This window comes from Caulobacter sp. GW821-FHT10C03, assembly GCF_059415485.1.
The window spans coordinates 121,708-145,131 of record NZ_JBWKNI010000002.1 but is presented as its reverse complement, the minus strand read 5'-3'; the positions used below and the strand labels follow the sequence as shown (position 1 = coordinate 145,131).

Annotated in this window: 23 protein-coding genes; 11 read left to right on the top strand and 12 right to left on the bottom strand. The window is 68.0% G+C overall.

All coding sequences use genetic code 11. The features are described from left to right. Positions 1-9: 9 nt before the first annotated feature. On the bottom strand, positions 10-435 hold the full coding sequence (locus tag AC07NG_RS02710) for an NtrZ family periplasmic regulatory protein (protein ID WP_487291640.1): 426 nt from the start codon (positions 433-435) through the stop codon (positions 10-12). A 250-nt stretch (positions 436-685) separates the two neighbouring features. On the opposite strand from AC07NG_RS02710, the gene AC07NG_RS02705 reads away from it, so the two are divergent. The 4 genes from AC07NG_RS02705 to holA all read left to right on the top strand — a co-directional run bounded on the left by AC07NG_RS02705 (position 686) and on the right by holA (position 5,531). After that, positions 686-1,216, top strand: coding sequence for a DUF3576 domain-containing protein (locus AC07NG_RS02705; protein ID WP_492854107.1), 531 nt, complete (start codon positions 686-688; stop codon positions 1,214-1,216). Between the two features lie 165 nt (positions 1,217-1,381). After that, complete coding sequence (gene leuS / locus AC07NG_RS02700) at positions 1,382-3,973, top strand: leucine--tRNA ligase (RefSeq protein ID WP_494592034.1); 2,592 nt, start codon at positions 1,382-1,384, stop codon at positions 3,971-3,973. 3 nt (positions 3,974-3,976) lie between these two features. Beyond that, a complete protein-coding gene (gene lptE, locus AC07NG_RS02695) occupies positions 3,977-4,471 on the top strand; it encodes an LPS assembly lipoprotein LptE (RefSeq protein ID WP_494592032.1) in 495 nt (164 codons plus the stop codon). Between the two features lie 10 nt (positions 4,472-4,481). Then, positions 4,482-5,531, top strand: coding sequence for a DNA polymerase III subunit delta (gene holA, locus AC07NG_RS02690; protein WP_494592330.1), 1,050 nt, complete (start codon positions 4,482-4,484; stop codon positions 5,529-5,531). 304 nt (positions 5,532-5,835) lie between these two features. Here holA and AC07NG_RS02685 read toward each other — a convergent pair whose 3' ends face one another. The 6 genes from AC07NG_RS02685 to AC07NG_RS02660 all read right to left on the bottom strand — a co-directional run bounded on the left by AC07NG_RS02685 (position 5,836) and on the right by AC07NG_RS02660 (position 11,918). Further along, entirely contained in the window at positions 5,836-6,732 is an 897-nt protein-coding gene (locus tag AC07NG_RS02685) for a ParB/RepB/Spo0J family partition protein (protein WP_487291662.1), read from the bottom strand. Between the two features lie 90 nt (positions 6,733-6,822). Then, a complete protein-coding gene (locus AC07NG_RS02680) occupies positions 6,823-7,629 on the bottom strand; it encodes a ParA family protein (RefSeq protein ID WP_110121127.1) in 807 nt (268 codons plus the stop codon). Beyond that, complete coding sequence (rsmG, locus tag AC07NG_RS02675) at positions 7,613-8,284, bottom strand: 16S rRNA (guanine(527)-N(7))-methyltransferase RsmG (RefSeq protein ID WP_494592029.1); 672 nt, start codon at positions 8,282-8,284, stop codon at positions 7,613-7,615. Before rsmG ends, AC07NG_RS02680 begins: the two co-directional genes overlap by 17 nt. Further along, a complete protein-coding gene (mnmG, locus tag AC07NG_RS02670; protein WP_494592327.1) occupies positions 8,284-10,155 on the bottom strand; it encodes a tRNA uridine-5-carboxymethylaminomethyl(34) synthesis enzyme MnmG in 1,872 nt (623 codons plus the stop codon). Before mnmG ends, rsmG begins: the two co-directional genes overlap by 1 nt. Positions 10,156-10,335: 180 nt before the next feature. After that, positions 10,336-11,673 (bottom strand): tRNA uridine-5-carboxymethylaminomethyl(34) synthesis GTPase MnmE, encoded by a 1,338-nt coding sequence (mnmE, locus tag AC07NG_RS02665; protein ID WP_494592027.1) that lies wholly within the window; start codon positions 11,671-11,673, stop codon positions 10,336-10,338. Beyond that, positions 11,673-11,918 carry a DUF6489 family protein gene (locus AC07NG_RS02660; RefSeq protein ID WP_110121131.1) on the bottom strand — a complete coding sequence of 82 codons (246 nt, stop codon included), beginning with the start codon at positions 11,916-11,918 and terminating at the stop codon, positions 11,673-11,675. Before AC07NG_RS02660 ends, mnmE begins: the two co-directional genes overlap by 1 nt. Before the next feature lie 139 nt (positions 11,919-12,057). Between AC07NG_RS02660 and AC07NG_RS02655 the strand changes: the two genes are divergently transcribed. Then, positions 12,058-12,753 carry a dienelactone hydrolase family protein gene (locus AC07NG_RS02655; protein WP_494592024.1) on the top strand — a complete coding sequence of 232 codons (696 nt, stop codon included), beginning with the start codon at positions 12,058-12,060 and terminating at the stop codon, positions 12,751-12,753. Further along, positions 12,753-13,718, top strand: coding sequence for a quinone oxidoreductase family protein (locus AC07NG_RS02650; protein ID WP_494592022.1), 966 nt, complete (start codon positions 12,753-12,755; stop codon positions 13,716-13,718). The genes AC07NG_RS02655 and AC07NG_RS02650 overlap by 1 nt, the downstream gene beginning before the upstream one ends. A 192-nt stretch (positions 13,719-13,910) precedes the next feature. Here AC07NG_RS02650 and rho read toward each other — a convergent pair whose 3' ends face one another. The 4 genes from rho to hemE form a co-directional block, all read right to left on the bottom strand. Beyond that, a complete protein-coding gene (gene rho / locus AC07NG_RS02645; RefSeq protein ID WP_110121134.1) occupies positions 13,911-15,359 on the bottom strand; it encodes a transcription termination factor Rho in 1,449 nt (482 codons plus the stop codon). Positions 15,360-15,668: 309 nt separating this feature from the next. After that, positions 15,669-16,133, bottom strand: a complete 465-nt coding sequence (locus AC07NG_RS02640; protein WP_494592020.1) for a CopD family protein — start codon at positions 16,131-16,133, stop codon at positions 15,669-15,671. Continuing rightward, positions 16,130-17,197 carry a ferrochelatase gene (gene hemH / locus AC07NG_RS02635; RefSeq protein WP_494592018.1) on the bottom strand — a complete coding sequence of 356 codons (1,068 nt, stop codon included), beginning with the start codon at positions 17,195-17,197 and terminating at the stop codon, positions 16,130-16,132. The genes AC07NG_RS02640 and hemH overlap by 4 nt, the downstream gene beginning before the upstream one ends. After that, positions 17,194-18,222, bottom strand: a complete 1,029-nt coding sequence (gene hemE / locus AC07NG_RS02630; RefSeq protein WP_494592016.1) for a uroporphyrinogen decarboxylase — start codon at positions 18,220-18,222, stop codon at positions 17,194-17,196. Before hemE ends, hemH begins: the two co-directional genes overlap by 4 nt. Positions 18,223-18,668: 446 nt before the next feature. Here hemE and AC07NG_RS02625 point away from each other — a divergent pair, with 446 nt between their 5' ends. The 5 genes from AC07NG_RS02625 to dnaQ are packed head-to-tail and all read left to right on the top strand — an operon-like array spanning position 18,669 to position 22,404. Continuing rightward, positions 18,669-19,571: a pyruvate, water dikinase regulatory protein gene (locus AC07NG_RS02625; protein WP_487291650.1), complete on the top strand. Its 903-nt coding sequence runs from the start codon at positions 18,669-18,671 to the stop codon at positions 19,569-19,571. After that, a complete protein-coding gene (locus tag AC07NG_RS02620) occupies positions 19,568-20,182 on the top strand; it encodes a Maf family protein (protein ID WP_494592013.1) in 615 nt (204 codons plus the stop codon). The genes AC07NG_RS02625 and AC07NG_RS02620 overlap by 4 nt, the downstream gene beginning before the upstream one ends. Beyond that, positions 20,179-21,054, top strand: coding sequence for a shikimate dehydrogenase (gene aroE / locus AC07NG_RS02615; RefSeq protein WP_494592011.1), 876 nt, complete (start codon positions 20,179-20,181; stop codon positions 21,052-21,054). The genes AC07NG_RS02620 and aroE overlap by 4 nt, the downstream gene beginning before the upstream one ends. Beyond that, positions 21,051-21,650, top strand: a complete 600-nt coding sequence (gene coaE, locus AC07NG_RS02610) for a dephospho-CoA kinase (protein WP_494592009.1) — start codon at positions 21,051-21,053, stop codon at positions 21,648-21,650. Before aroE ends, coaE begins: the two co-directional genes overlap by 4 nt. 31 nt (positions 21,651-21,681) lie before the next feature. Continuing rightward, positions 21,682-22,404: a DNA polymerase III subunit epsilon gene (dnaQ, locus tag AC07NG_RS02605; protein ID WP_487291654.1), complete on the top strand. Its 723-nt coding sequence runs from the start codon at positions 21,682-21,684 to the stop codon at positions 22,402-22,404. A 149-nt stretch (positions 22,405-22,553) separates the two neighbouring features. Here dnaQ and xth read toward each other — a convergent pair whose 3' ends face one another. Then, entirely contained in the window at positions 22,554-23,360 is an 807-nt protein-coding gene (gene xth, locus AC07NG_RS02600) for an exodeoxyribonuclease III (protein WP_494592007.1), read from the bottom strand. Positions 23,361-23,424 lie beyond the last annotated feature (64 nt).

The window sequence follows — 23,424 nt, the reverse complement described above, 5'->3', positions numbered from 1 at the left end:
AAGCTCGGATCAGAACTTGAACGCCGTCTCGAGCTTCACGCGCGGGGCGGGCTCGCGGGTTTCGTTCTTGCGGGCTGCCACGGCGGGGTTGTTCTCGCCCAGGGCCACGGCGCCGCCGACGCGGATCGACGGGGTGACCTTGAAGTAGGCCCCGGCCTGGACGTCCTTCAGCTCCATGTCGCGGCCGACGGGCTGGTCGAGGTCGAGCTTGAGGCCCCACTTGCCCTTGCGGGCGTCGAATTCGAGGGTCTTCTTCGGGCCTTGCGGGCTGAAGGGCGCGCCCTGCGAACCGGTGAAGTCGTTCTTGACCGAGAAGTCGGCGGTGGCGGGCGCGGTGCGGGTCTTCGTCTGGGCATGCGCGATCGAGGCCGATCCCGTCAGGATCAGCGCGGCGGCGGCGCCTGCCATTACGAATTGGGTCGCGACCTTCGTCACTCGACACCTGTCCCCAAAATTACCCCTGCCCGAACCCTATATAGGCACGGACACCCTGAACGCCGAATAAAGGCCTGAATACAACGCGGTCAACAGGGCTTGGATCACGCGGATCGTCGCAGGTTACGATTCAAGCGGCGCCTGTGGCGGTCATGTCACGCGATTCCTGTTTTGACGCGGCGCGGCCATGCTATAGAGCCGTTCCGGCTGCGGGGGCGCGCCTGGGCTGCGCGCACGCGCCGGCAGACATTTGGAGCAAGGTACTATGGCGTTTGAGCGTGGGTCGGTGTTGCGCGGCGTCGCCGCTGGCGTTCTGGCGCTGTCGGTTCTCGGCGTTGGCGCTTGCAGCAGCAACAAGCCGCCCAAGACCTTCACGACCCAGAGCGAAGAGCCGGGCTTCCAGCCCTTCGGCCTCTTCAAGAAGAGCGCGCCCAAGACCGCCCCGAGCGAAGGCTCGATCGGCGTCAACGGCTTCCTGTGGCGCGCGTCGCTGGACACCCTGGCGTTCATGCCGCTGGCCTCGGCCGACCCGTACGGCGGCGTGATCGTCACCGACTGGTACGTGAACCCGGAAAAGCCGGAAGAGCGGTTCAAGGCGACCGTCTACATCCTCGACACCCGCCTGCGCGCCGATGGTCTGAACGTGACCATCTTCAAGCAGGCCAAGGACGCTTCGGGCGCCTGGGTCGACACGGCGGCCGCGGACCAGACCGCGACCGACATCGAGAACGCCATCCTGACGCGCGCGCGCCAGCTTCGCCTCTCGAACATCAAGAACTAAGGACCTTTCGTCCTTCGCACGCCTTTCGGGAGCTCCCTGGCGACAAGGGGCTCCCGTTCGCATATTTAGGCGCGCCCATATTTAAGCGCACTCTGGCCGCGAAACCGCTTATGACCATTGCGGAACGCGCCCGAGGCGCATCGACCGCAAGCATCTCTGGTTTCCATGGCCCGCTACAATCCCAAAGACACCGAGCCGAAGTGGCGTGAACGCTGGGCGCAAGCCGAGACGTTCCTGACGCCGATCACCCCGGATGCGCGGCCGAAATACTACGTGCTCGAGATGTTCCCCTATCCGTCGGGGCGCATCCACATGGGCCACGTGCGCAACTACGCCATGGGCGACGTCGTGGCCCGCTACAAGCGCGCCCAGGGCTTCAACGTGCTGCACCCGATGGGCTGGGACGCCTTCGGCATGCCGGCCGAGAACGCGGCCATGGAGCGCGGCGTCCATCCCAAGGGCTGGACCTACGACAACATCGCCGCCATGCGCGAGCAGCTGAAGGCCCTGGGCCTGTCGGTCGACTGGTCGCGCGAGTTCGCCACCTGCGACCCGGAATACTACGGCAAGCAGCAGGCCTGGTTCCTGCGCCTGCTGAAGCGCGGCCTGGTCTATCGCAAGGAAGCCTCGGTCAACTGGGACCCGGTCGACATGACCGTGCTGGCCAACGAGCAGGTCATCGACGGCAAGGGCTGGCGCTCGGGCGCGACCGTGGAGAAGCGCAAGCTGACCCAGTGGTTCCTGCGCATCACCGACTATGCCGACGCCCTGATCGACGGCCTGAAGACCCTGGATCGCTGGCCCGAGAAGGTCCGCATCATGCAGGAGAACTGGATCGGCCGGTCCAAGGGGCTGCGGTTCAAGTTCCAGTTTGATGGCGAGGCTCCCGACGGCCTGGCCGAGGGATTGGAGGTCTACACCACCCGTCCCGACACCCTGTTCGGCGCCAGCTTCGTGGGCATCGCCCCCGAGCACCCGTTGGCCGAGCAGCTGGCGGTCGAGAACCCCGACCTGCAGGCCTTCATCGCCGAATGCCGCAAGGGCGGCACTTCGGAGGCCGACATCGAGGGCGCCGAGAAGCTGGGTCGCGACACCGGCCTGCGGGTGAAGCACCCGCTGGACCCGTCGATCACCCTGCCCGTCTGGATCGCCAACTTCATCCTGATGGACTACGGCACCGGCGCGATCTTCGCCTGCCCGGCCCACGACCAGCGCGACCTGGACTTCGCCCGCAAGTACGACCTGCCGGTCAAGCCGGTGGTGCTGCCGGCGGGCGCGGATCCGGCCGAGTTCAAGGTCGGCAAGGAGGCCTATGTCGGCCCCGGCAAGATCTTCAACTCGGAATTCCTGGACGGGATGGACGTCGAGGCCGCCAAGGCCGAGGCGGTGGCCCGCATCGAGGCCGCCGGCCAGGGCCAGGGCGCGACCGTCTACCGCCTGCGCGACTGGGGCGTCTCGCGCCAGCGCTACTGGGGCTGCCCGATCCCCGTCATCCACTGCGAGGCCTGCGGCCCGGTGTCGGTGCCGGAGGACCAGCTGCCGGTGGTGCTGCCCGAGGACGTCACCTTCGATCCCAACAAGCCGGGCAACCCGCTGGTGCGGCACCCGACCTGGAAGCACGTCAATTGCCCGTCGTGCGGCGCCCCGGCCGAGCGCGAGACCGACACGCTGGACACCTTCGTCGACAGCAGCTGGTACTTCGCCCGCTTCACCGATCCGACCGCGGCCGAGCCGATCGACAAGGCCTGCGCCGACCACTGGATGCCGGTGGATCAGTATATCGGCGGCGTCGAGCACGCGGTGCTGCACCTGCTGTACGCCCGCTTCATCACCAAGGCGCTGAAAGACGAGGGCCTGCTGTCGGTGGACGAGCCGTTCGCGGGCCTGTTCACCCAGGGCATGGTCACCCACGAGGCCTACAAGAACGAGGCCGGCGAGTGGGTCGAACCGTCGGACGTGGTGATCACGGCCGAGGGCGCCAGCCGCACCGCCAAGCACGCCAAGACCGGCGCGCCGATCCTCATCGGCGACATCGAGAAGATGTCGAAGTCCAAGAAGAACGTCGTCGCCCCCGAGGACATCTTCGAGGCCTACGGCGTCGACGCCGCGCGCCTGTTCGTGATGAGCGACAGCCCGCCCGAGCGCGACGTGCAGTGGACCAACAGCGGCGTGGAGGGCTCCTGGCGCTTCACCCACCGCCTGTGGAACGAGTTCGACAGCCAGCCGGCCGGCGACTTCGCCCATGACCAGGCCGACGAAACGGCCCTGGCCCTGCGCAAGGCGGCCCACAAGCTGATCGGCTTCGTCACCGACAGCATCGAGGGCTTCCGCTTCAACAGCGGCGTGGCGCGCCTGTACGAGTTCCTGAACGCCCTGAAGGCCGCTCCGGCTGAAGGCGCCACCAACGCCGTGCTGGCGGCCCGTGCCGAGGCCCTGGACATCCTGGCCCGCCTGGTCGCCCCGTTCACCCCTCACCTGGCCGAAGAGGCCTGGGTGCGCCTGGGCCGCGAGGGCATGGTGGTCGATGCCGCCTGGCCCAAGGCCGATCCGGCCCTGGCCGCCGACGACGAGCGCGTGCTGCCGATCCAGATCAACGGCAAGCGCCGCGGCGAGATCAAGGTCAAGGCCGGCGCCCCGGACGACGAGGTGCAGAAAATCGCTCTGGCGGATCCGGGCGTCATGGCCCACCTTGAGGGGGTCACGGTCCGCAAGGTGATCGTGGTCAAAGACCGCATCGTCAACATCGTGGCGAACTGATCCATGAAGCGTCTCCTGGCGGCCGCCGCCCTCCTCTCGACCCTGGCCCTCTCGGCCTGCGGTTTCACCCCGCTCTACGCCCAGCACGGGGTCACCGGCGGGCTCGGCGCGATCGAGGTGGTGGCGGCCGAGGGCCGCGCCGGCTACCTGCTGCGCGAGCAGCTGGAAGACGCCCTGGCGCGCAATCCCAGCGTCCTGCCCTCGCACCGCCTGACCTACACGGTGAAGGAAAACCGCTACGCCCGCGGCGTGCGGGTCGACAACGTGGCCAACCGCTACGAACTCAACATGAAGGTCGACTGGAAACTGGTCGACGCCACGACCGGCTCGGAGGTCCGCAAGGGCCAGACGACCGCCGTGGTGACCTACGATTCCGCCGACCAGCCCTATGCGGCCATCGCCGCCCAGCAGGATGGCCAGGAACGGGCCGCCGCCGAGGTGGCGCGCAAGATCCAACTGGACCTCGCCGCCTGGCTGGCCGGCAAGGCGCCCGCCTGACCTCGTGGCCATTCTTTCCAAGCGGCAGGACGTCGAGCGGTTCCTGAAGGATCCGACCCCCGACGTCCGGGCCGTCGTCATCTACGGCAAGGATCGCGGCGTCGTGCGCGACCGCGCCACCCAGCTCGCCCACAAGGTGGTCGAGCGGCCTGATGATCCCTTCGACACCGCCCTGCTGACCGAGGGCGACCTCGACAGCCAGCCGGGCCGTCTGGAAGACGAACTGGCCGCCCTGTCGATGATGGGCGGCAAGCGCCTGGTGCGCCTGCGGCTGATGGGCGAGAAGGCCGGACCCGACAAGCAGGCCGCCGAGGCCCTCACCGCCCATGTCGAGGGCCGCCTGAACCCCGAGGCCTTCTTCCTGGTCGAGGCCGGGGCCCTGGGCCGCGACTCGGCCCTGCGCAAGACGGGCGAGAAGGCGAACGGCTGCTACGTCATCCCCTGCTACGAGGACGAGGTCGGCGACATGGCGCGCCTGACCCGCGATGCGCTGTCCAGGGACGGCGTCAGCCTCAACGGCGAGGCGCTGGACCTGTTCGTCAACCGCCTGCCCAAGGAGCGCGGCGTGGCCCGCGCCGAGATCGAGCGGCTGGCGTTGTATCTTGGTCCCAACAGTGGCGTGGTGGCCACGCCGGCCGACCTGACCGACTTTCTCGGCGTCGAGCCCGAGGCTTCGCTGAGCGACGCCGCCGCCGACGCCTTCGGCGGCCGTATCGGACCCGCCCAGGCCGGCCTGCGTCGCGCCGCCCAGGAGGGTGAAGGCGGCCCGGCGGCCGTGCGGGCCATGGGCTACTATCTGGGCCGTCTGCGCCGCACCCTGACCCTGCACAAGAACGGCGTGGATCTAGGGGCCGCCGCCAAGGCCTCGGGCGTGTTCTGGAAGACCGAGCGCGAGTTTCTGCGCCAGGCCCGCGCCTGGTCGCTCGAACATCTCCTGACCGTGCAGCAGGACATCCTGATCGCCGACAAGGCCTGCAAGACCTCCGGCTCGCCCGACCAGCTGATCGCCGAGCGCCTGGCCCTGCAGATCGCCGGCCGAGCGCGGCGGCTGGGACTGTAACGTCTTACGCCGAGCATCCCCGCGAAGGCGGGGACCCAGACCGAACTCCGCAAGCCGGAGGGCCGCGAGATCGAGATTCGCTCCGAACGGCAAAGCCTTTTCGTCAGGCCCGCCGTCGATCTTGTGGAAAGTCGTCTGGAAACGGACGGCCGATTTGACGGTCCGAATTCCACTTTCGCCTTGCTGAGCAAGGGTTTAGAGCGAAATCAGCGCCGCCCCGCCCTCGCCTGTGGCGAACGGCGCGGCCCAGGATACGGCCGCGCCTTCTTCCGTGCGTGACAGAAGACCCTCGAGACGCCCTGTTTCAGGCGCCCCGGGTCAGGCGGTTGCAGAGGTCGTCGAGTTGCTCGAGCGTCGCGTAGCGGACGATCAGCGAACCGGCGCCGCCGCGATGGTCGATCTCGACGTCGAGGCCGAGCACCGACGACAGGTCGGCTTCTAGGGCCTGGGTGTCGGTGTCCTTGGCGCGCGGCGCCTTGGGCGCGCCGCCGGCCTTGGCGCGCGGCGTGGCGTCGCCGGTCTGGGCGACGCGGGCCAGGGCCTCGGTCTCGCGCACCGACAGGCCGCCGTCGATGACCTGTTGGGCCAGGGCGCCGGGATCGGCCGCCGTGGCGATGGCGCGGGCATGGCCGGCCGTCAGGGCCCCGGTGACCAGGTGCTGTTGCACGGCTTCCGGCAGGGCCAGCAGGCGCAGGGTGTTGGCCACGTGGCTGCGGCTCTTGCCGATGGTCTGGGCGATCGCGTCCTGGGTGCGGCCGAACTTGTCCATCAGCACGCGGTAGCTCAGCGCCTCTTCGAGGATGTTGAGGTCCGAGCGCTGGACGTTCTCGATGATGCCGATCTCGAGCACGGCCAGGTCGTCGAGCTCGCGCACGATAATCGGCACGGTCTTGAGGCCGGCCCGCTGGGCGGCGCGCCAGCGACGCTCGCCGGCGACGATCTGGTACTCGCCCGGAGCGCCCGGCGCCGGCCGCACCAGGATCGGCTGCAGCACGCCCTTCTCGGCGATCGAGTTGGCCAGTTCTACCAGGTCATCCTCGCGGAAGGTCCGGCGGGGCTGATCAGGATTACGCTTCAGCAGCTCGATCGGCGCCTCGCGCGAGCCGCCGGTATTGTCGCCCGGCGCCTGTGCGGGGGCCGCATCGACCTCGCCCAGCAGCGCCGACAGACCGCGACCCAGACCCCGACGGCCTTCCGACATCCCCGCTTCACCGACCACGACCGTCTCCTGGAAACTTCAAATTCGATAACGACTTCGACCCGTATCCTCAGGTCGTCTTCACCCTGTGGATCAGGCCGCCTGGGCCTGACGGTCCTTCTCGCGGCTGATGACCTCGCGAGCCAGGCGCAGATAGGCCTGCGATCCGGCGCATTTGAGGTCGTACAGCAGCACCGGCTTGCCGAACGACGGCGCCTCCGACACCCGGACGTTGCGCGGTATGACCGCGTCATAGACCTTGTCGCCGAAGTGATCCCGGACATCCTTGGCCACCTGTTCGGACAGGCTGTTGCGGCGATCGTACATGGTCAGCACCACGCCCTGGATCTCCAGGCGCGGATTGAGGCTGCCCCGGACGCGCTCGATGGTGCGGATCAGCTGGGTCAGGCCTTCCAGCGCGAAGAACTCGCACTGCAGCGGCACGAACACGGCGTCGGCCGCGGTCATGGCGTTGACCGTCAGCACGTTCAGCGACGGCGGGCAGTCGATCAGCACGTAGGTATAGGGCCCGTTGGCGCGCAGCGGCTCCAGAGCGTCGCGCAGGCGGTAGGAACGGCGGGCCACCTGGCCCAGCTCCAGCTCGACGCCCGACAGGTCGGCGTCGGCCGGGATGACGTCCAGGCCCGGCAGCGAGGTCTGGACGGCGGCCTCGATCACCGGCGCCTCGCCCATCAGCACGTCGTACAGCGTCTTCTTGCGCTGCAGGCGGCCGATGCCCAGACCCGTCGAGCAGTTGCCCTGCGGATCGGCGTCGATCAGCAGCACGCGCTCGCCGCAGGCCGCCAGGGCGGTGCCCAGGTTGATGGCCGTGGTGGTCTTGCCCACCCCACCCTTCTGGTTGGCGACGGCCAGGACTCTCAGCTCAGACTTTGCGGACACGGCTCAGCCCCTTGATTTGCACGACATGGCCGCGCGGATCGCTCTTGGAGCTCCGCACGTCCGACTCGAACTTCCAGGTCTTCTCGGCTTCGGCGATCTCGGCGGCGACCTCCTGGCCCTTCAGGAGCCAGGCGACCGCGCCGCGCTTGAAATAGGGTTGGGCGAATTCCAACAGGCGCGGCATCGGCGCGCAGGCCCGGGCCGTGACCACCTGGACCTTCAGGTCCAGGCTTTCGGCGCGGGCGTTGTGGATCTCGACCGGCAGGTCGAGTTCGCGGCAGACGGCGTCGAGGAAGCGGCAGCGCTTGGCCATGCTCTCGACGAGGTGGACCTTGGCCCCCGGAACGTCCTTCAGCAGGATGGCCAGCACCACGCCGGGCAGGCCGGCGCCGGCCCCCAGGTCGGCCCAGACCTTGGCCTGGGGGGCGAAGGTCAGCAGCTGGGCGCTGTCCCAGGCGTGGCGGTTCCAATAGGCGGCCATCGAGGCCGGGCCCACCAGGTTCATCACCGCGTTCCACTCGGCCAGCAGCTCGCGATAGCGGGTCAGGTCGGCGATCTGGACGTCGCTCGCCCCCGTCAGCCGCTGGAAGGCGGCCGCATCGACGGGGTCGAGGGCTTCGATGACCAGTTCGGACGTCGCTTCGGGAAGGGCCATCAGGCGGCGCGACCCCGACGAACGTGGGCCAGCAGGGCCGTCAATGCGCCGGGGGTCACCCCCTCGATGCGGGCGGCCTGGCCCAGGGTCAGGGGCTTCACACGGATCAGCTTCTCGCGCACCTCGTTGGAGAGGCTGCCGATGTCGCGGTAGTCGAGATCGGCCGGCAGGCGCAGGTCCTCGTCCTTGCGCAGGGATTCCGCGTCGGCGCGTTGGCGGTCGAGATAGCCGGCATAGGCCGCCTCGATCTCGATCTGCTCGCGGGCCATCGGGCTCCAGTCGGCGATCTCCGGCCAGACGCGGACCAGGTCGTCGAGACCGACGTCGGGATAGGCCAGCATGGCCAGGACGTCGCGGCGCTGGCCGTCGGCATTGACCTTGAAGCCGGCTTTCACGGCCTCGGCCGGGGTCATGTTCAACGCCCGGGCGCGGGCGCGGACGGCGGCCAGTTCGGCGGCCTTGGCCTCCCAGGCGGCGGCGCGGACTTCACCCACGACGCCCAGTTCGACGCCCCGCCCGGTCAGGCGCTGGTCGGCGTTGTCGGCGCGCAGGGTCAGGCGGAACTCGGCCCGGCTGGTGAACATGCGGTAGGGCTCGGTCACGCCACGTGTGACCAGGTCGTCGATCATCACGCCGATATAGGCCTCGTCGCGGGCGAAGACGGCCGGCTCGCGGCCCAGCGCCGACAGCGCGGCGTTCATGCCGGCGACCAGGCCTTGCGCGCCGGCCTCTTCATAGCCCGTGGTGCCGTTGATCTGGCCGGCCAGATAGAGGCCCGGCAGGCGCTTGGTCTCCAGCGTGGCGTAGAGTTCGCGCGGATCGACATAGTCGTATTCGATCGCATAGCCGTAGCGGATCACCTCCACGGCCTCGAGACCGGGAATGGTGCGCAGGAACAAGAGCTGGGTCTCCGCCGAGACCGAGGTCGAGACACCGTTCGGATAGACGGTGTCGTCGTCCAGGCCTTCCGGCTCCAGGAACACCTGGTGACTGGTCTTGTCGGCGAAGCGGACGACCTTGTCCTCGATCGACGGGCAGTAGCGCGGGCCGATGCCCGTGGCGCGGCCGCCATAGACGGCGGACTCGCCCAGACGCTCGGCGATGATCTTGTGGGTCTCTTCGGTCGTATAGGTGATGCCGCAGCGGATCTGCGGCACGTCGATACGGTCGTTGAGGAACGAGAACGGCACGGGCTCTTCGTCGGCCGCCTGCATCTCCAGGCGATCCCAGGCGATGGTCTTGCCGTCCAGGCGGGCAGGCGTGCCGGTCTTCAGGCGGCCCATGTCGAAGCCCAGGCCATAGAGACGGTCGGACAGGCCGATGGACGGCTGGTCGCCCACGCGGCCGGCCGGGATGCGGGTCTCGCCTTGGTGGATCAGGCCCTTGAGGAAGGTGCCGGTGGTCAGCACCACCTTGGGGGCGCGATAGACGCTCCCCTCCCCGTCCACGGCGCCGGCCACCTGGCCGTCCTCGACGATCAGGTCTTCGGCCGCGGCGGCGATGACGTCGAGGTTCGGATAGGCGAACAGCTCGGCCTGCATGGCCTCGCGATAGAGCTTGCGGTCGATCTGCGAGCGCGGGCCACGCACGGCGGGCCCCTTGGAGCGGTTCAGCATCCGATACTGGATGCCGGCCTTGTCGGCCATGCGGCCCATCAGGCCGTCGAGGGCGTCGATCTCGCGAACCAAGTGGCCCTTGCCCAGACCGCCGATGGCCGGGTTGCACGACATCTCGCCGACGGTTTCACGTTTGTGGGTCAGCAGCAGGGTGCGCGCACCCGTGCGCGCCGCGGCGGCGGCGGCTTCGCAGCCGGCATGACCGCCGCCGATGACGATGACGTCCCAGGCCTGTTGGCCATTGGGGGGCGAGATAGTGGACAAGGGAGAAGCGCCTCAATGCGGAACGCCCCCGTCGCGGCGGGGGCGTGTCCAGACTTATAGCCGCAAGCCGCCCTGTGGGCGAGTCGAGACCGGCGCGTTTCACGTGAAACGCCGTGTGCGTATCTGTGGTCAGCCTGTGGACCGTTCAAGGTGGTGTTCCACGTGAAACATTCACTTCCCAATGCAGAAGCTTGAAAAGACACGGTCAAGCACGTCTTCCGGGTCGATCCGCCCGGTGATCCGGGAAAGCGCCCGGGCGGCCAGACGAACGTCCTCAGCAGCCAGTTCCACGTCGTCGGTTTCCGCCAAGGCGCGCTCCAGATAGGCCCTCGCCTCTCCCAGACGTTCCGCGTGACGGATCCGGGTGGCCGCCGGGAACTCCGCGCCGGACAGCGCCTCGACCACGTGATCGGTCAGGACGGCGCGGATGGGATCGGCCCCCTCCTCCCGCGCCGACAGCGCCGCCACGTGCAACCCCAGCGCCTCGGCCCCGGCGCGTATGGCCGCCACGACGCCCGGCTCTACCAGATCGGTCTTGTTGACCACCATCCAGTCGCCGCTACGGATTATTGCGTGGTGTTCGGAATGTTTCACGTGAAACTCCGCCGCGTCTACGACCCACAGACGCAGATCGGCGTCTTCGGCCCAGGCCCGCGCCCGGCGCACGCCCTCGGCCTCGATGTCGTCGGCGGTCTCGCGGATACCAGCCGTATCGGCCAGCAAGGCCTTGTAGCCGCCCAACACCAAGGGAACCTCAATGACGTCCCGCGTGGTGCCCGGGGTCGCCGTGACGATGGCGGCGTCGCGCTCGGCCAGGGCGTTCAGTAGCGTACTCTTGCCGGCGTTGGGCGCGCCGACCAGGGCGATGCGGAAGCCGTCCCGCACCCGCCTGCCACGTGCGACATCGGCCAGGGCGGCGTCGATCTCGACCTTCAGGATCTCCAGCCCCGGCCGCGCGCGAGCCGCCACGTCCTCCGGCAGTTCCTCGTCGGGGAAGTCGACAGCCGCCTCCAGCATGGCCAGGGCCTGGACCAGCAGGTCGCGCCAGGCGTCGTAGCGGCGGCCCAGGGCGCCGCCCAGCTGACCCAGCGCCTGCTTGCGCTGGCCCTCGGTCTCGGCGTCGATCAGGTCGCCCACGGCCTCAGCCTGGGCCAGGTCGAGCTTGCCGTGCTGAAAGGCGCGTCGGGTGAACTCGCCGGGCTCGGCCAGGCGCAGGCCAAGGGCCGACAGCGCCGCCAGCAGCGCTTCGACGACCGCCCGGCCGCCATGCACGTGAAACTCCGCGGCGTCCTCGCCGGTGTAGCTGGCCGGCCCCTGGAACCACAGCACCAGGGCGTCATCGAGCGCCACGCCGTCGTGGCGGAGGGTGCGCAGGGCCGCCTGACGCGGCTTGGGCAGGTTTCCCGTGAGAGCCCGAACGGCGTCGCTGCTGGCGGGACCGGAGACGCGGATCACCGCCACGGCGGCGCGACCGGCCGCGGTGGCCGGCGCGTAGATCGTATCGACCATCAGTCGCGCTTGCCGACCGCCGCTCCGGCCGCGGCCGTCATCAGCTTGCGGAAGCTGTCCTGGGCGCCGGCGCCGAACGCCATCCAGTTCTTCAGCAGCTCCTCCGGAGCCAGCATCGCCATGTTGGAGTCCATGCGCGCCTGCATCTCCTTGACGAGATGTTCGTTCAGCGGGCTCACGTCCGGCAGGCCCAGAAAGGCCCGCGCCTCGACCGGGGTGCAGTCGATCTCGATCGTCATCTTCATCGAAAAGGTTCCCTGGCGGCGGGCCACGAGATTGTGACGTCGCACCCTGCTCGCCACAGGTTAGAGCGCTTCGGTCGAAAGTCCCAATCGGCGGCCCAAGGGTGGCCCCCATGGTGGCCTTGAGTACGGAGAAAGCCCAATGAGCGAGACCCTCACGATCACCACGCCCGACGGCGACTTCACGGCCTATGTGGCCCGTCCCGCCACGGGTGACGCCGCGCCGCCGGCCATCGTCATCATCCAGGAGATCTTCGGCGTCAACCAGGTCATGCGCGACATCTGCGACAAGCTCGCCGGCGAAGGCTTCCTGGCCGTATGTCCCGACCTCTTCTGGCGGATCGAGCCCGGCATCGACATCACCGACAAGTCCGAGGCCGAGTGGAAGAAGGCCTTCGAACTGTTCAACGCGTTCGACGTGGACGCCGGGGTCGCCGACATCGACGCGACCATCGACGCCATCCGCCCGCAGTCATCGGGCAAGGTCGGCGCGGTCGGCTACTGCCTGGGCGGCCTGCTGGCCTTTCTGACCGCCACCCGCACCGACGCGGACGCCAGCGTCTCCTATTACGGCGTCGGCCTGGAGAAGCACGTCGGCGAGGCCGAGAAGCTGGAAAAGCCGCTGCTGCTGCACGTGGCCGAGGAAGACAAGTTCGTGCCCAAGGAAGCCCAGCAGGTGATCTTCGCGGCGCTGAAGGACCACCCGCAGATCACGCTTCATACCTATGCCGGCCGCGACCACGCTTTCGCGCGTGAAGGTGGTGAGCACTATGACGCCGCCGATGCGTCCCTCGCCAACGGCCGCAGCCTGGCCTTCTTCAAGAAGACCCTCGCCTGATGCTCGCCGTAGAAGCCAAGGCCGCCGGCGGCCCCGAAGTGCTGGAGGTCGTCGAGCGCGACCTGCCCTCCCCCGGCCCCGGCCAGATCCTCGTCCGCCACGCGGCCGTCGGTCTGAACTTCATCGACACCTATCACCGCTCCGGCCTCTATCCGCTGAAGTACCCGCAGGTGCTCGGCCTGGAGGCGGCCGGCCACGTGGAAGCGGTCGGCGACGGCGTCACGCGTTTCGCCATCGGTGATCGTGTCGCCTACAACGGCACGATGGGCGCCTATGCTGAAGCGTCGATCGTGCCGGCCGACCGGGCGGTGAAGGTTCCCGATGGCGTCGACCTGGAGGTCGCCGCCGCCGTGCTGCTGAAGGGCATGACGGCCGAGTTCCTGGTCCGTCGCTGCTTCCCTGTCCAGGCGGGCCAGACCGTGCTGATCCACGCCGCCGCCGGCGGGGTCGGCCAGATCCTGGTGCAGTGGGCCAAGGCCCTGGGCGCCAGCGTGATCGCCACGGTCGGCTCGGAGGCCAAGGCCCAGATCGTCCGCGACCTCGGCGCCGACCACGTGATCCTCTACGACCACGAGGACGTCGCCGCCCGGGTGGCGGAGATCACCGGCGGGGCCGGCGTGCCGGTCGTCTATGACGGCGTCGGCAAGGACACCTTCCAGGGCAGCCTGAAGAGCCTGGGCCGCCGTGGCGTGCTGGTCACCTACGGCAACGCCTCGGGACCCGTGCCGCCGTTCGCCCCGCTGGAGCTGGGCGCCAAGTCGGCCTGGATCACCCGCCCTCGCCTGTTCGACTACATCGTCACGACCGAAGAGCTCGACGAGAGCGCCGCGGCCCTGTTCGAGGTCCTGGCCTCGGGCGCGGTGAAGATCGAGATCGGCCAGCGCTTCCCGCTGGCGGAGGCGCGGGCGGCGCATGAGGCGCTGGAGGGGCGGAAGACCACCGGGGCGACGGTGCTGGTTCCCTGAGGCTGGACGTCAGATGCTCCCCCTCTGGGGGAGCTGTCGCGGAGCGACTGAGGGGGCGGCGCCCACGGTGGAAGTCCCCCTCCGGCCCTCTGGGCCACCTCCCCCCAAAGGGGAGGATCTGATCGCCACCGACCAAAAAAAGGCCCCGGATCGCTCCGGGGCCTTTCTCGTGTTTCACGTGAAACACCAAGCTTAAGTATTCATGCTCTGGAAGAAATCGCCGTTCGTCTTCGACTGGCGCAGCTTCTCGAGCAGGAACTCGATGGCGTCCGAAGCGCCCATCGGATTGAGGATCCGGCGCAGCACGTAGGTCTTCTGCAGCTGGTCGCGCGGGGTGATGAGCTCTTCCTTGCGGGTGCCCGACTTGAGCACGTCGATGGCCGGGAAGATGCGCTTGTCAGCCACCTTACGATCGAGAACGATTTCCGAGTTACCAGTGCCCTTGAACTCTTCGAAGATGACTTCGTCCATGCGGCTGCCGGTATCGATCAGGGCCGTAGCGATGATCGACAGCGAGCCGCCCTCTTCCACGTTACGCGCCGCGCCGAAGAAGCGCTTGGGACGCTGCAGGGCGTTGGCGTCGACACCGCCGGTCAGGACCTTGCCCGACGACGGCACCACGGTGTTGTAGGCGCGGCCCAGACGGGTGACCGAGTCCAGCAGGATGACGACATCGCGCTTGTGCTCGACCAGGCGCTTGGCCTTCTCGATCACCATCTCGGCGACCTGCACGTGGCGCGTGGCCGGCTCGTCGAAGGTCGAGGCGATGACCTCGCCCTTCACCGTGCGCTGCATGTCGGTGACTTCTTCCGGGCGCTCGTCGATCAGCAGGACGATCAGATAGCACTCGGGGTGGTTGGTCTCGATCGACTTGGCGATGTTCTGCAGCATCACCGTCTTACCCACGCGCGGCGGGGCGACGATCAGGCAGCGCTGGCCCTTGCCGAGCGGGGCGACGATGTCGATGACCCGGCCCGAGCGATCCTTGATGGTCGGATCGGGCAGTTCCATGTTCAGGCGCTCTTCGGGATAGAGCGGCGTCAGGTTGTCGAAGTGCACCTTGTGGCGCACGTTCTCGGGGCTTTCGAAGTTGATCTTGCTGACGCTGGTCAGGGCGAAATAACGCTCGCCTTCACGGGGCGAACGGATCGCGCCCTCGACGCTGTCGCCGGTACGCAGGCCGAACTTGCGGATCTGCGAGGGCGAAACGTAGATGTCGTCCGGACCCGGCAGGTAGTTGGCTTCCGGCGAGCGCAGGAAGCCGAAGCCGTCCTGGACCACTTCCATGGTGCCCGACCCGAAGATCTCCACGCCTTCTTCGGCGAGGGTCTTCAGGATGGCGAACATCATGTCCTGCTTGCGCATGGAGTTGGCGTTCTCGACCTCGAAGGTCTCGGCGAACGCCAGCAGGTCGGCCGGGGACTTTTCCTTCAGTTCCTGCAGCGACATGCGCGTCAGGCCCATGGCGGCGATGGCCGCGGTGATTTCGGCGTTGTCGTCCTCGTCGCCGGCGTCGCCTTCGGCGGCGTTGTCGGCGGAGGCTTCAGCAGTGGTGTCGATCGCGGCGTCTTCCGTCGTTTCGACGGTGTCGAGCGAGGTTTCCAGCTCGGCGGGGACTTGCGGGTCGGTGTCTTCAGACATGCATGGACTCACGGTGGCCCGGATACGATCCGGGCTTGGGTAGAAATTCAGCCGGCTCCACGTGGAAGCGGCGATGGGGTCGCGCCATTGACGACGGCGCGGATCGATCAGGGGAACGGATCATGAGGCGCACCAGGACGGGCGCGATCCGTGAAAGGCGGGAACGCTGCGGTATGACCGCAACGTCTGACCAAGACGGGAACCACAAGGCGGCCCCGGGGTCAAGCGCTACCGGAGCAGTCCTGTGGGCGCTCGTCATCCTGCCTGAGGATGAAGGTGGGAGAATGCGGGGGCCAGGCCCCCTTCCCGCTAGTTCAGGTACTTGGTCGTCACCGACAGCACGATGACGATCGCCGCCACGAAGGGCAGCTCGTTGGTCGCGCGCCAGAACTTTTCCGAGCGGGTGTTCTGGCCGGCCTCGAACTGGCGGCGGGCCTTCGACAGAAAGCCGTGCCAGCCGAACAGGAAGAACACCCCGGCCAGCTTGGCCAGCATCCAGGGCTTCAGCAGAAAGTCCCAGCCGCGGATGGCGCCGTCAGCCATCATCAGGCCCAGGCCGAAGATCAACGCGGCGACCATCGCCGGGTTGATGATCCCGCGCAGCAGCCGGCGCTCCATGACCTTGAAGGTCGCATCCATCTCCGAGCCCAGCGTGGCGCCGGTGTGGTAGACGTAGAGGCGCGGCAGGTAGAGCATCCCCGCCATCCAGGCGATCACGGCAAGGATGTGCAGGCCGCGGATCAGGTTGAAATGCTCGACCAGGAAGTCGGTCACGCGGCGGCTCCCGAATGGACTTTGGGGCAGGGGTGGTCTTCTTCGCAGATCAGCGACGACGGATCAGCAAGCGCCTGCGTGACCAGAGTCCCCAAACAATCGATGAACGCCGGCGTCACGCCCAGGGCCGGCGGGCGGACATAGATCGAGCCGCCGTGCTCGTAGGCCAACTCGCGATATTCGACGTCGAGTTCGACCAGGGTCTCGATGTGCTCGGAGACGAAGGCGATCGGCGCGACCACCAAAGCGAGACCCGCCTCGGCCGCGGCCTTGACCTCGTCGTCGGTGGACGGACCGATCCACTTCAACGGGCCGACCCGGCTCTGATAGCTGATCTTCCAGTCGACGCCCTCGCCGAGGATGTCGCCCAGCTTGGCGACCACGGCCGCGGCCGTGGCCTCGACCTGGCGCTGGTAGGGATCGCCGGCGATGATCACCTTCTCGGGCAGGCCATGGGCCGAGAACAGGATCCGCGTCGGCTTGGGCGCGCCGGCCTTGAGATAAGCCTGGCGGATCAGATCCGCGTGCGCCTGCACGAACCCTTCGGCCGTGGGATAGCAGCACACGGTCGTCGTCCGGCCCGGGCCTTTGCGACCCGTTACCTTGCGCCAAGCGCGCTTCCACGCTTTGAGCGACGAGGCCGTCGTCGTGGTCGAGTACTGCGGATAGAGCGGCAGCAGCACCACCTCGTCGGGCGCGAAGGCCTTCACGGCCTTGGCCGTCTCGCCGGTCAGCGGATCCCAGTAGCGCATGGCGATGAAGGTCTTGACCGTATCGCCAGGCAGCCGCTGGGCCAGCACCGCCTCGAGCGCCGCCGCCTGCTTCTGCGTTTCCGGCAGCAGCGGCGACCCCCCACCCATCAGGGCGTAGTTGGCGCGCGCCGACTTGGCCCGGGTGGTCGAGATCAGGGTCGCCACCGGATAGCGGACGAAGAACGGCGCCTGGATGATCGCCGGATCGCGGAACAGGTTGAACAGGAACGGCCGCACGGCCTCCTGACGATCGGGTCCGCCCAGGTTGAACAGGACGACGGCGATCTTGCGACCGTTCTTCTGCTGGCTCACTGGCCGGTCACCCGCTTCAGCACCTGCTCGACATGAGCGATCGGCGTGTCGGGCAGAATGCCGTGACCCAGGTTGAAGATATAGGGGCCCTGTCCCCACTGCGCGAGCATCTGGTCGACGCGTTCGTCCAGCGCCGGCCCGCCGGCCCGCAGCAGCAGTGGATCGAGGGCGCCCTGGATGGTCTTGGTCTTCTGGATAGTCTGGCCCAGCTTCGCCGAGGCCGAGGTGTCGAGCGCCACCCCGTCCACCGGTACGGCCTGCGCGTAGGCCTCGACGAGCGTTCCGGCCCCGCGGGGGAAGCCGATGAGCGGCACGGTCACGCCGCGGGCGCGCAGGCCCTCGACGATGGCGATGTGGGGCCGGGTCACCAGGCGCTCGAACAGCGGCTCTGAGAGGCCTTCAGCCCAGCTCTCGAACAGCTTCAGCGCCTGGGCGCCGGAGGCGGCCTGCATGGCCAGGTAATCCACCGTCGCGTCGACCAGGATCTGGATCAGCCGGTCCAGCTTGTCGGCGTGCTGATAGGCGAAGGTCCGCGCGCCCGAGCGATCGCTGGAGCCGCCTTCGATCATGTAGGTGGCCACCGTCCACGGCGCGCCGGCGAAGCCGATCAGGGCCTTGGACGGATCGATGTCAGCCCGGACGCGCGACAGCGTCTCGCCGACGGCCTTCAGGGCCTCGCCCGCCTGGCCCACCTTGTCGGCCATGGCGTCGAGATCAGGCAGCTCGCCGAGCTTGGGACCCTCGCCGGCCTCGAACCAGACCTTCTGGCCCAGGGCGCCGGGGATCAGCAGGATGTCGGCGAAGACGATGGCCGCGTCATACGGAAAACGACGAAGCGGCTGCAGCGTCACTTCGGCCGCCTTCTCGGGGTTCAGGCAGAAGCTGATGAAGTCCGGGGTCGTCGCGCGCACGGCGCGGTACTCGGGAAGGTACCGTCCCGCCTGGCGCATGAACCAGACCGGGGGACGCTCGGCGGTCTCGCCAGCCAGCACGGAGAGAAACTTCGGGATCGGGGCGCTCGTCATACCGGCGTTAAATCCCGGCGAGCCTTCCCACTCAAGTCCGGGAGACCCCGTACCCTCTTATTCTTCTTAAAAATAAGATTCTTAGAAAGGTAGGAGGAAGGAGGAGGGCAAGTGCAACACGGGGATAAGTCCGCCCGTGTGGAGGAGTCCAACAGGCCCTACTCGGTATGCCCAAGCTTGGTCCACATGGGGGTCATACCTTGTGAACTCCGTGGACAAGCCGCCAGGGCCCTGGAATCCCTAAGGAACCCAGATGCTGGTAAAAGCGAAATTAACCATCTGTTAGGAGTTTCCACAGGCGTGGACGAACGCTCAGGCACATGTCCTGAAGGGCAGGTTCAAGCTGGGGATTGTCCGGCGTCAATGAGGCCGTTTATCACAGGGGCGCGGCGCGTGGCCGCGGCAGGGCGTATTTGGCGCCCGCTTGTCCCCAGAGGGCGCCCAGAGTGGTAAAGCAATCTTTAACGGACGATCCACAGGAAGGCGCCTCGGCTGAGACCGATCGCCACACCGCGCGGTTCGCCACCTACTTCCACATCCACCTGGTGTCGGACTCCACGGGCGAGACGCTTAACGCCATGGCGCGCGCGGTTTGCGCCCGTTTCACCGACATCCTGCCCATCGAACACATCTACGCGCTGGTTCGTTCCACGCGTCAGCTGGATCGCGCCCTCGACGAGATCGCCGGCGCGCCGGGCGTAGTCATGCACACCATCATCGACCCGAACCTGCGCGCGGCCCTGGAAGAAGGCTGCCGCAAGCTCGAAATGCCGTGCATAGCCGCGCTGGATCCGGTGGTCAGCGCCATGTCGCGCTATCTGGGGGCCAAGATCTCCACGCGCGTGGGCGCGCAGCACGCGCTGAACAACGACTATTTCGATCGCATCGAGGCCCTGGACTACGCCATCGCCCACGACGACGGCCAGGGCGGCCAGGACCTGACCCAGGCCGACGTCATCCTGGTGGGCGTGTCGCGCACGTCGAAGACCCCGACCTGCATCTATCTGGCCCATCGCGGCGTGCGCGCGGCCAATGTGCCTCTGGTGCCGGGCCGTCCGCCGCCCGACCAGTTGTTCGAACTGAAGAACACCCTGATCGTCGGCCTGATGACTAGCCCGGAGCGGCTGATCCAGATCCGTCGCAACCGCCTGCTCTCCCTCAAGGAGAATAGAGAGAGCGACTATATCGACACCGACAGCGTGCGGGCCGAGATCATCGCCGCCCGTCGCCTGTTCGAGCGCAACGGCTGGCCGATCATCGACGTCACCCGCCGGTCGGTGGAAGAAACCGCGGCGGCGATTATCAACCTGCTGTCGGGCGGCCGCGGCCAGGTCGAGGTGCTGGGATGAGCACGCTCTTCACACCAAAAGTAGCAATCACTCTGGCCTCCACCAGCTGGACGCGTCAGACGATCCTCAAGAACGCCGGCGTGCCGTTCGAGGCGCTCGCCGCCGGTGTGGACGAAGACGCCGCCAAGGCCGGCCTGCTGGCCGAAGAGGTCTCCCCGCGCGACATCGCCGACGCCCTGGCCGAGATGAAGGCGGTCAAGGTTTCGGGCAAGCGGCCGGGCCTGGTGATCGGCTCGGACCAGACCCTGGAGCTGAAGGGCAAGCTGTTCGACAAGGTCGGCACGCTGGAAGAAGCCCGCGCGCGCCTGCTGGAGCTGCGCGGCGAGGTCCACAAGCTGCATTCGGGCGTCGTCGTCGCCCGCGACGGCCGGCCGATCTGGCGGGTGGTCGAGACGGCCAAGCTGTCGGTGCGTCCGTTCAGCGACGCCTGGCTCGACGGTTATCTGGAGCGCAACGGCGAGCAGATCCTCTCGTCGGTGGGCTGCTACATGCTGGAGAGCGAAGGCCTGCAGATGTTCGACCGCGTCGACGGCGACTATTTCACCATCCTCGGGCTGCCGATGACCGGCCTGCTCGATTTCCTGCGCCTGCATGGAGCCCTCCAGGCATGAGTTCTCAACACGGGCAGGCGATCACGGGCGCGGCCCTGGTGGCGGGCGTCTGCGGCCAGCCGATCGTCCATTCGATGAGCCCGATCCTGCACAACGCCTGGCTGGCGGCCGCGGGGATCGACGGCGCCTATGTGCCGATGGGCCCGGCCGAGGACCGGTTCGAGACTTTCGTGAACGGCTTTCGTGGCGGGGTGATCCGGGGCCTCAACGTCACCATCCCGTTCAAGGAGCGGGCCCTGGCCTGCGCCGACGAGGCCAGTGATCTCGCCCGCCTGGCCGGCGCCGCCAACCTGCTGCGTTTTCGCGATGACGGTACGATCTTCGCCGACAACACCGACGGCCCGGGCTTGCTGGGCGCCATCGCCGCCCAGGCGCCGGACTTTGACGTGACCGCGTCGCCCGTCGTGATTCTTGGGGCCGGCGGCGCGGCGCGCGGCGCGGCCGCCGCCTTGCTGCTGGCCGGCGCGCCCGCCGTGCGCATCGTCAACCGCACGCTCGCCAAGGCCCAGGCTGTCGCCGACGCGCTTGGGGACAAGGTCACGGCCGCCGGCGAGGACGCCCTCCCCGCCCTGCTGGCCGACGCCGGCCTGGTGATCAACGCCACCTCGCTGGGCTTGGGCGGCGGCGAAGGTCCGGCGGCCGACCTTTCCCTGACCCCGCAAGGCTGCGTGGTTATGGACATGGTCTACAAGCCACTGCGCACCGAGTTTCTGCAACGCGCGCAGGCCGCCGGCCGCGCGACCGTGGACGGCCTGGAAATGCTGCTGTTGCAGGCCGTGCCGTCGTTCGAGGCCTTCTTCGGCCAGGCGCCGCCGGCGCAAGTGGACGTGCGCGCCATCGCCCTGGCGCATCTGGGGATCTCAGCGAAGTGATCATCCTCGGCCTCACCGGCTCCATCGGCATGGGCAAGTCGACCACGGCCAAGATGTTCGAGGCCCAGGGCGCACCGGTCTATGATTCAGACGCCGCCGTGCACGCTCTGTATTCCGTTGGCGGGGCGGCCGTGGGGCCGGTCGAGGCGGCGTTTCCGGGCGTGGTCGTGGACGGCGCGATCGACCGGGCGCGGCTCAGCGCCCAGGTCGTCGGCGATCCCGAGGCGCTGGAGAAGCTGGAGGCCATCGTTCACCCGCTGGTCGGCGCCCATCGCATCGGCTTCTTCGAGAAGGCGCAGGCCGACGGGCATGGGATCGTCGTGCTCGACGTGCCGCTGCTCTACGAGACCGGCGGTCAGAAGAGCGTCCACAAGGTGGTGGTGGTCAGCGCTCCCGCCGATATCCAGCGCGAGCGGGTGCTGGCCAGGCCCGGCATGACGGCGGAGAAGTTCGAGGCGATCCTGGCCCGCCAGCTGCCGGACGCCGAAAAGCGCGCCCGCGCCGACTTCGTCATCGATACGGGCCGGGGCTTGCAGGCCGCCGAGGACCAGGTGCGCGACATCCTGACCCTGTTGAGAACCTCCGCCCACGCTTGATGCGCGACTCGAAGCGGCCCATTGAAAGGCCATGGCCCGGGAAATCATCCTCGACACCGAAACCACCGGCTTCGATCCGAAGACGGGCGACCGCCTGGTCGAAATCGGCTGCATCGAGGTGGTGGACTTCATGCCCACCGGCCGCTCGTTCCACGAATATTGCGATCCGCTGCGCGACATGCCGGCCGAGGCCGAGAAGGTGCACGGCCTGTCGGCCGCCTTCCTGACCGGCAAGCCGAAGTTCCACGAGATCGCCGACAAGTTCCTGGAATTCGTCGGCGACAGCGTCGTCGTGGCCCACAACGCCTCGTTCGACCGCAGCTTCGTCAATTTCGAGCTGGAGAAGTGCGGCCGCGCCCCGCTGCCGGAAGAGCGCTGGGTCGACACCCTGGCCATGGCCAAGAAGCGCTTCCCGGGCATGTACAACTCGCTCGACGCGCTCTGTAAGCGTTTCAAGATCAGCCTCGACAGCCGCGACAAGCACGGGGCGCTGATCGACTCCCACCTGCTGGCCGAGGTCTATCTCGAACTGCAGGGCGGCAAGGAGCGCGCCCTCGAGCTGACCCACGCCGTGGCGGTGAACGCCGTCAGCGCCGCCCGCGCCGGCGGCTATGGCGCCCGCCCGCGTCCCCTGCCCTTCCGCTCGACCGACGCCGAACGCGCCGTGCACGCCGACTGGGTCAAGTCGACCCTGAAGGACAAGGCCGTCTGGCTGAAGTTCGACCTGCCGGAACTGGCGCCGGCCTCCGAGTAATCCTTCTCCCATTGGGAGAAGGTGGCCTGCGAAGCAGGCCGGATGAGGGGGGAGGGACTGAAGATGGCGTGCCGGCACGCCGGCCAGCGGTGTACCCCCTCACCCTCCCACGCTTCGCGCGGGCCCCTCCTTCTCCCTATGGGAGAGGGTTAGATTTTCAAATCCGCCGTCACCGGCGCGTGGTCGCTCGGGCGTTCCCATTCGCGGACGTTGTCGTGGACGCGCGAGGAGACCTTGCCGTCGACGATCGCCGCCTCGCGCAGGCCGGGGCTGGCGAGGATGTGGTCCAGGCGCAGGCCGCGGTTGGACTTGCGGAAGTCGGCGGCGCGGTAGCTCCACCAGGAAAACAGCTTTTCAGGTTCCGGCGTCGCCAGGCGCGGCAGGTCCAGCAGGTCGATCGACTTGATGAAGGCGTCGAAGGCCTCGAGTTCGGCCGGGGTATGGCTGACCACCTTCAGCATCTGGCGGTGGCTCCAGACGTCGTTTTCGCCCGGCGCGATGTTCAGGTCGCCGGTGACGATCAGCGGCGCCTTGGGATCGCGCTTCTTCAGGGCGGCCGTCAGGGTCTCGTAGAAATCGAGCTTGTGGTCGAACTTCGGGTTGGCGACCCGGTCGGGCAGGTCGCCGCCGGCCGGGATGTAGAAGTTCTGGATCTCGACCCCGGCCACCTTCACCGCCACGCAGCGGGCGTGGCCCTCGCGGCAGTTCATCAGGGTCGGGACGTCCTCGATCGGCAGGCGCGAGGCGATGGCCACCCCGTGCCAGCCCTTCTGGCCGGCGATCTTCAGGTGCGGCAGGCCCATGGCCTCGAAGGCCTCGCGCGGGAACTCGCCCTCCTGGCACTTGATCTCCTGCATGCACAGGACATCGGGCGCGGCTTCGTCGACGAAGCGGGCGGCCTGTTCGGCGCGCAGGCGGACGGAATTGACGTTCCAGGTGGCGATACGGAGGCGCATGCCGCTCCCCTACCCTCGCCGTGGGCGGACCACAAAGAAAAACGCCCGGACGCACGAGGCGTCC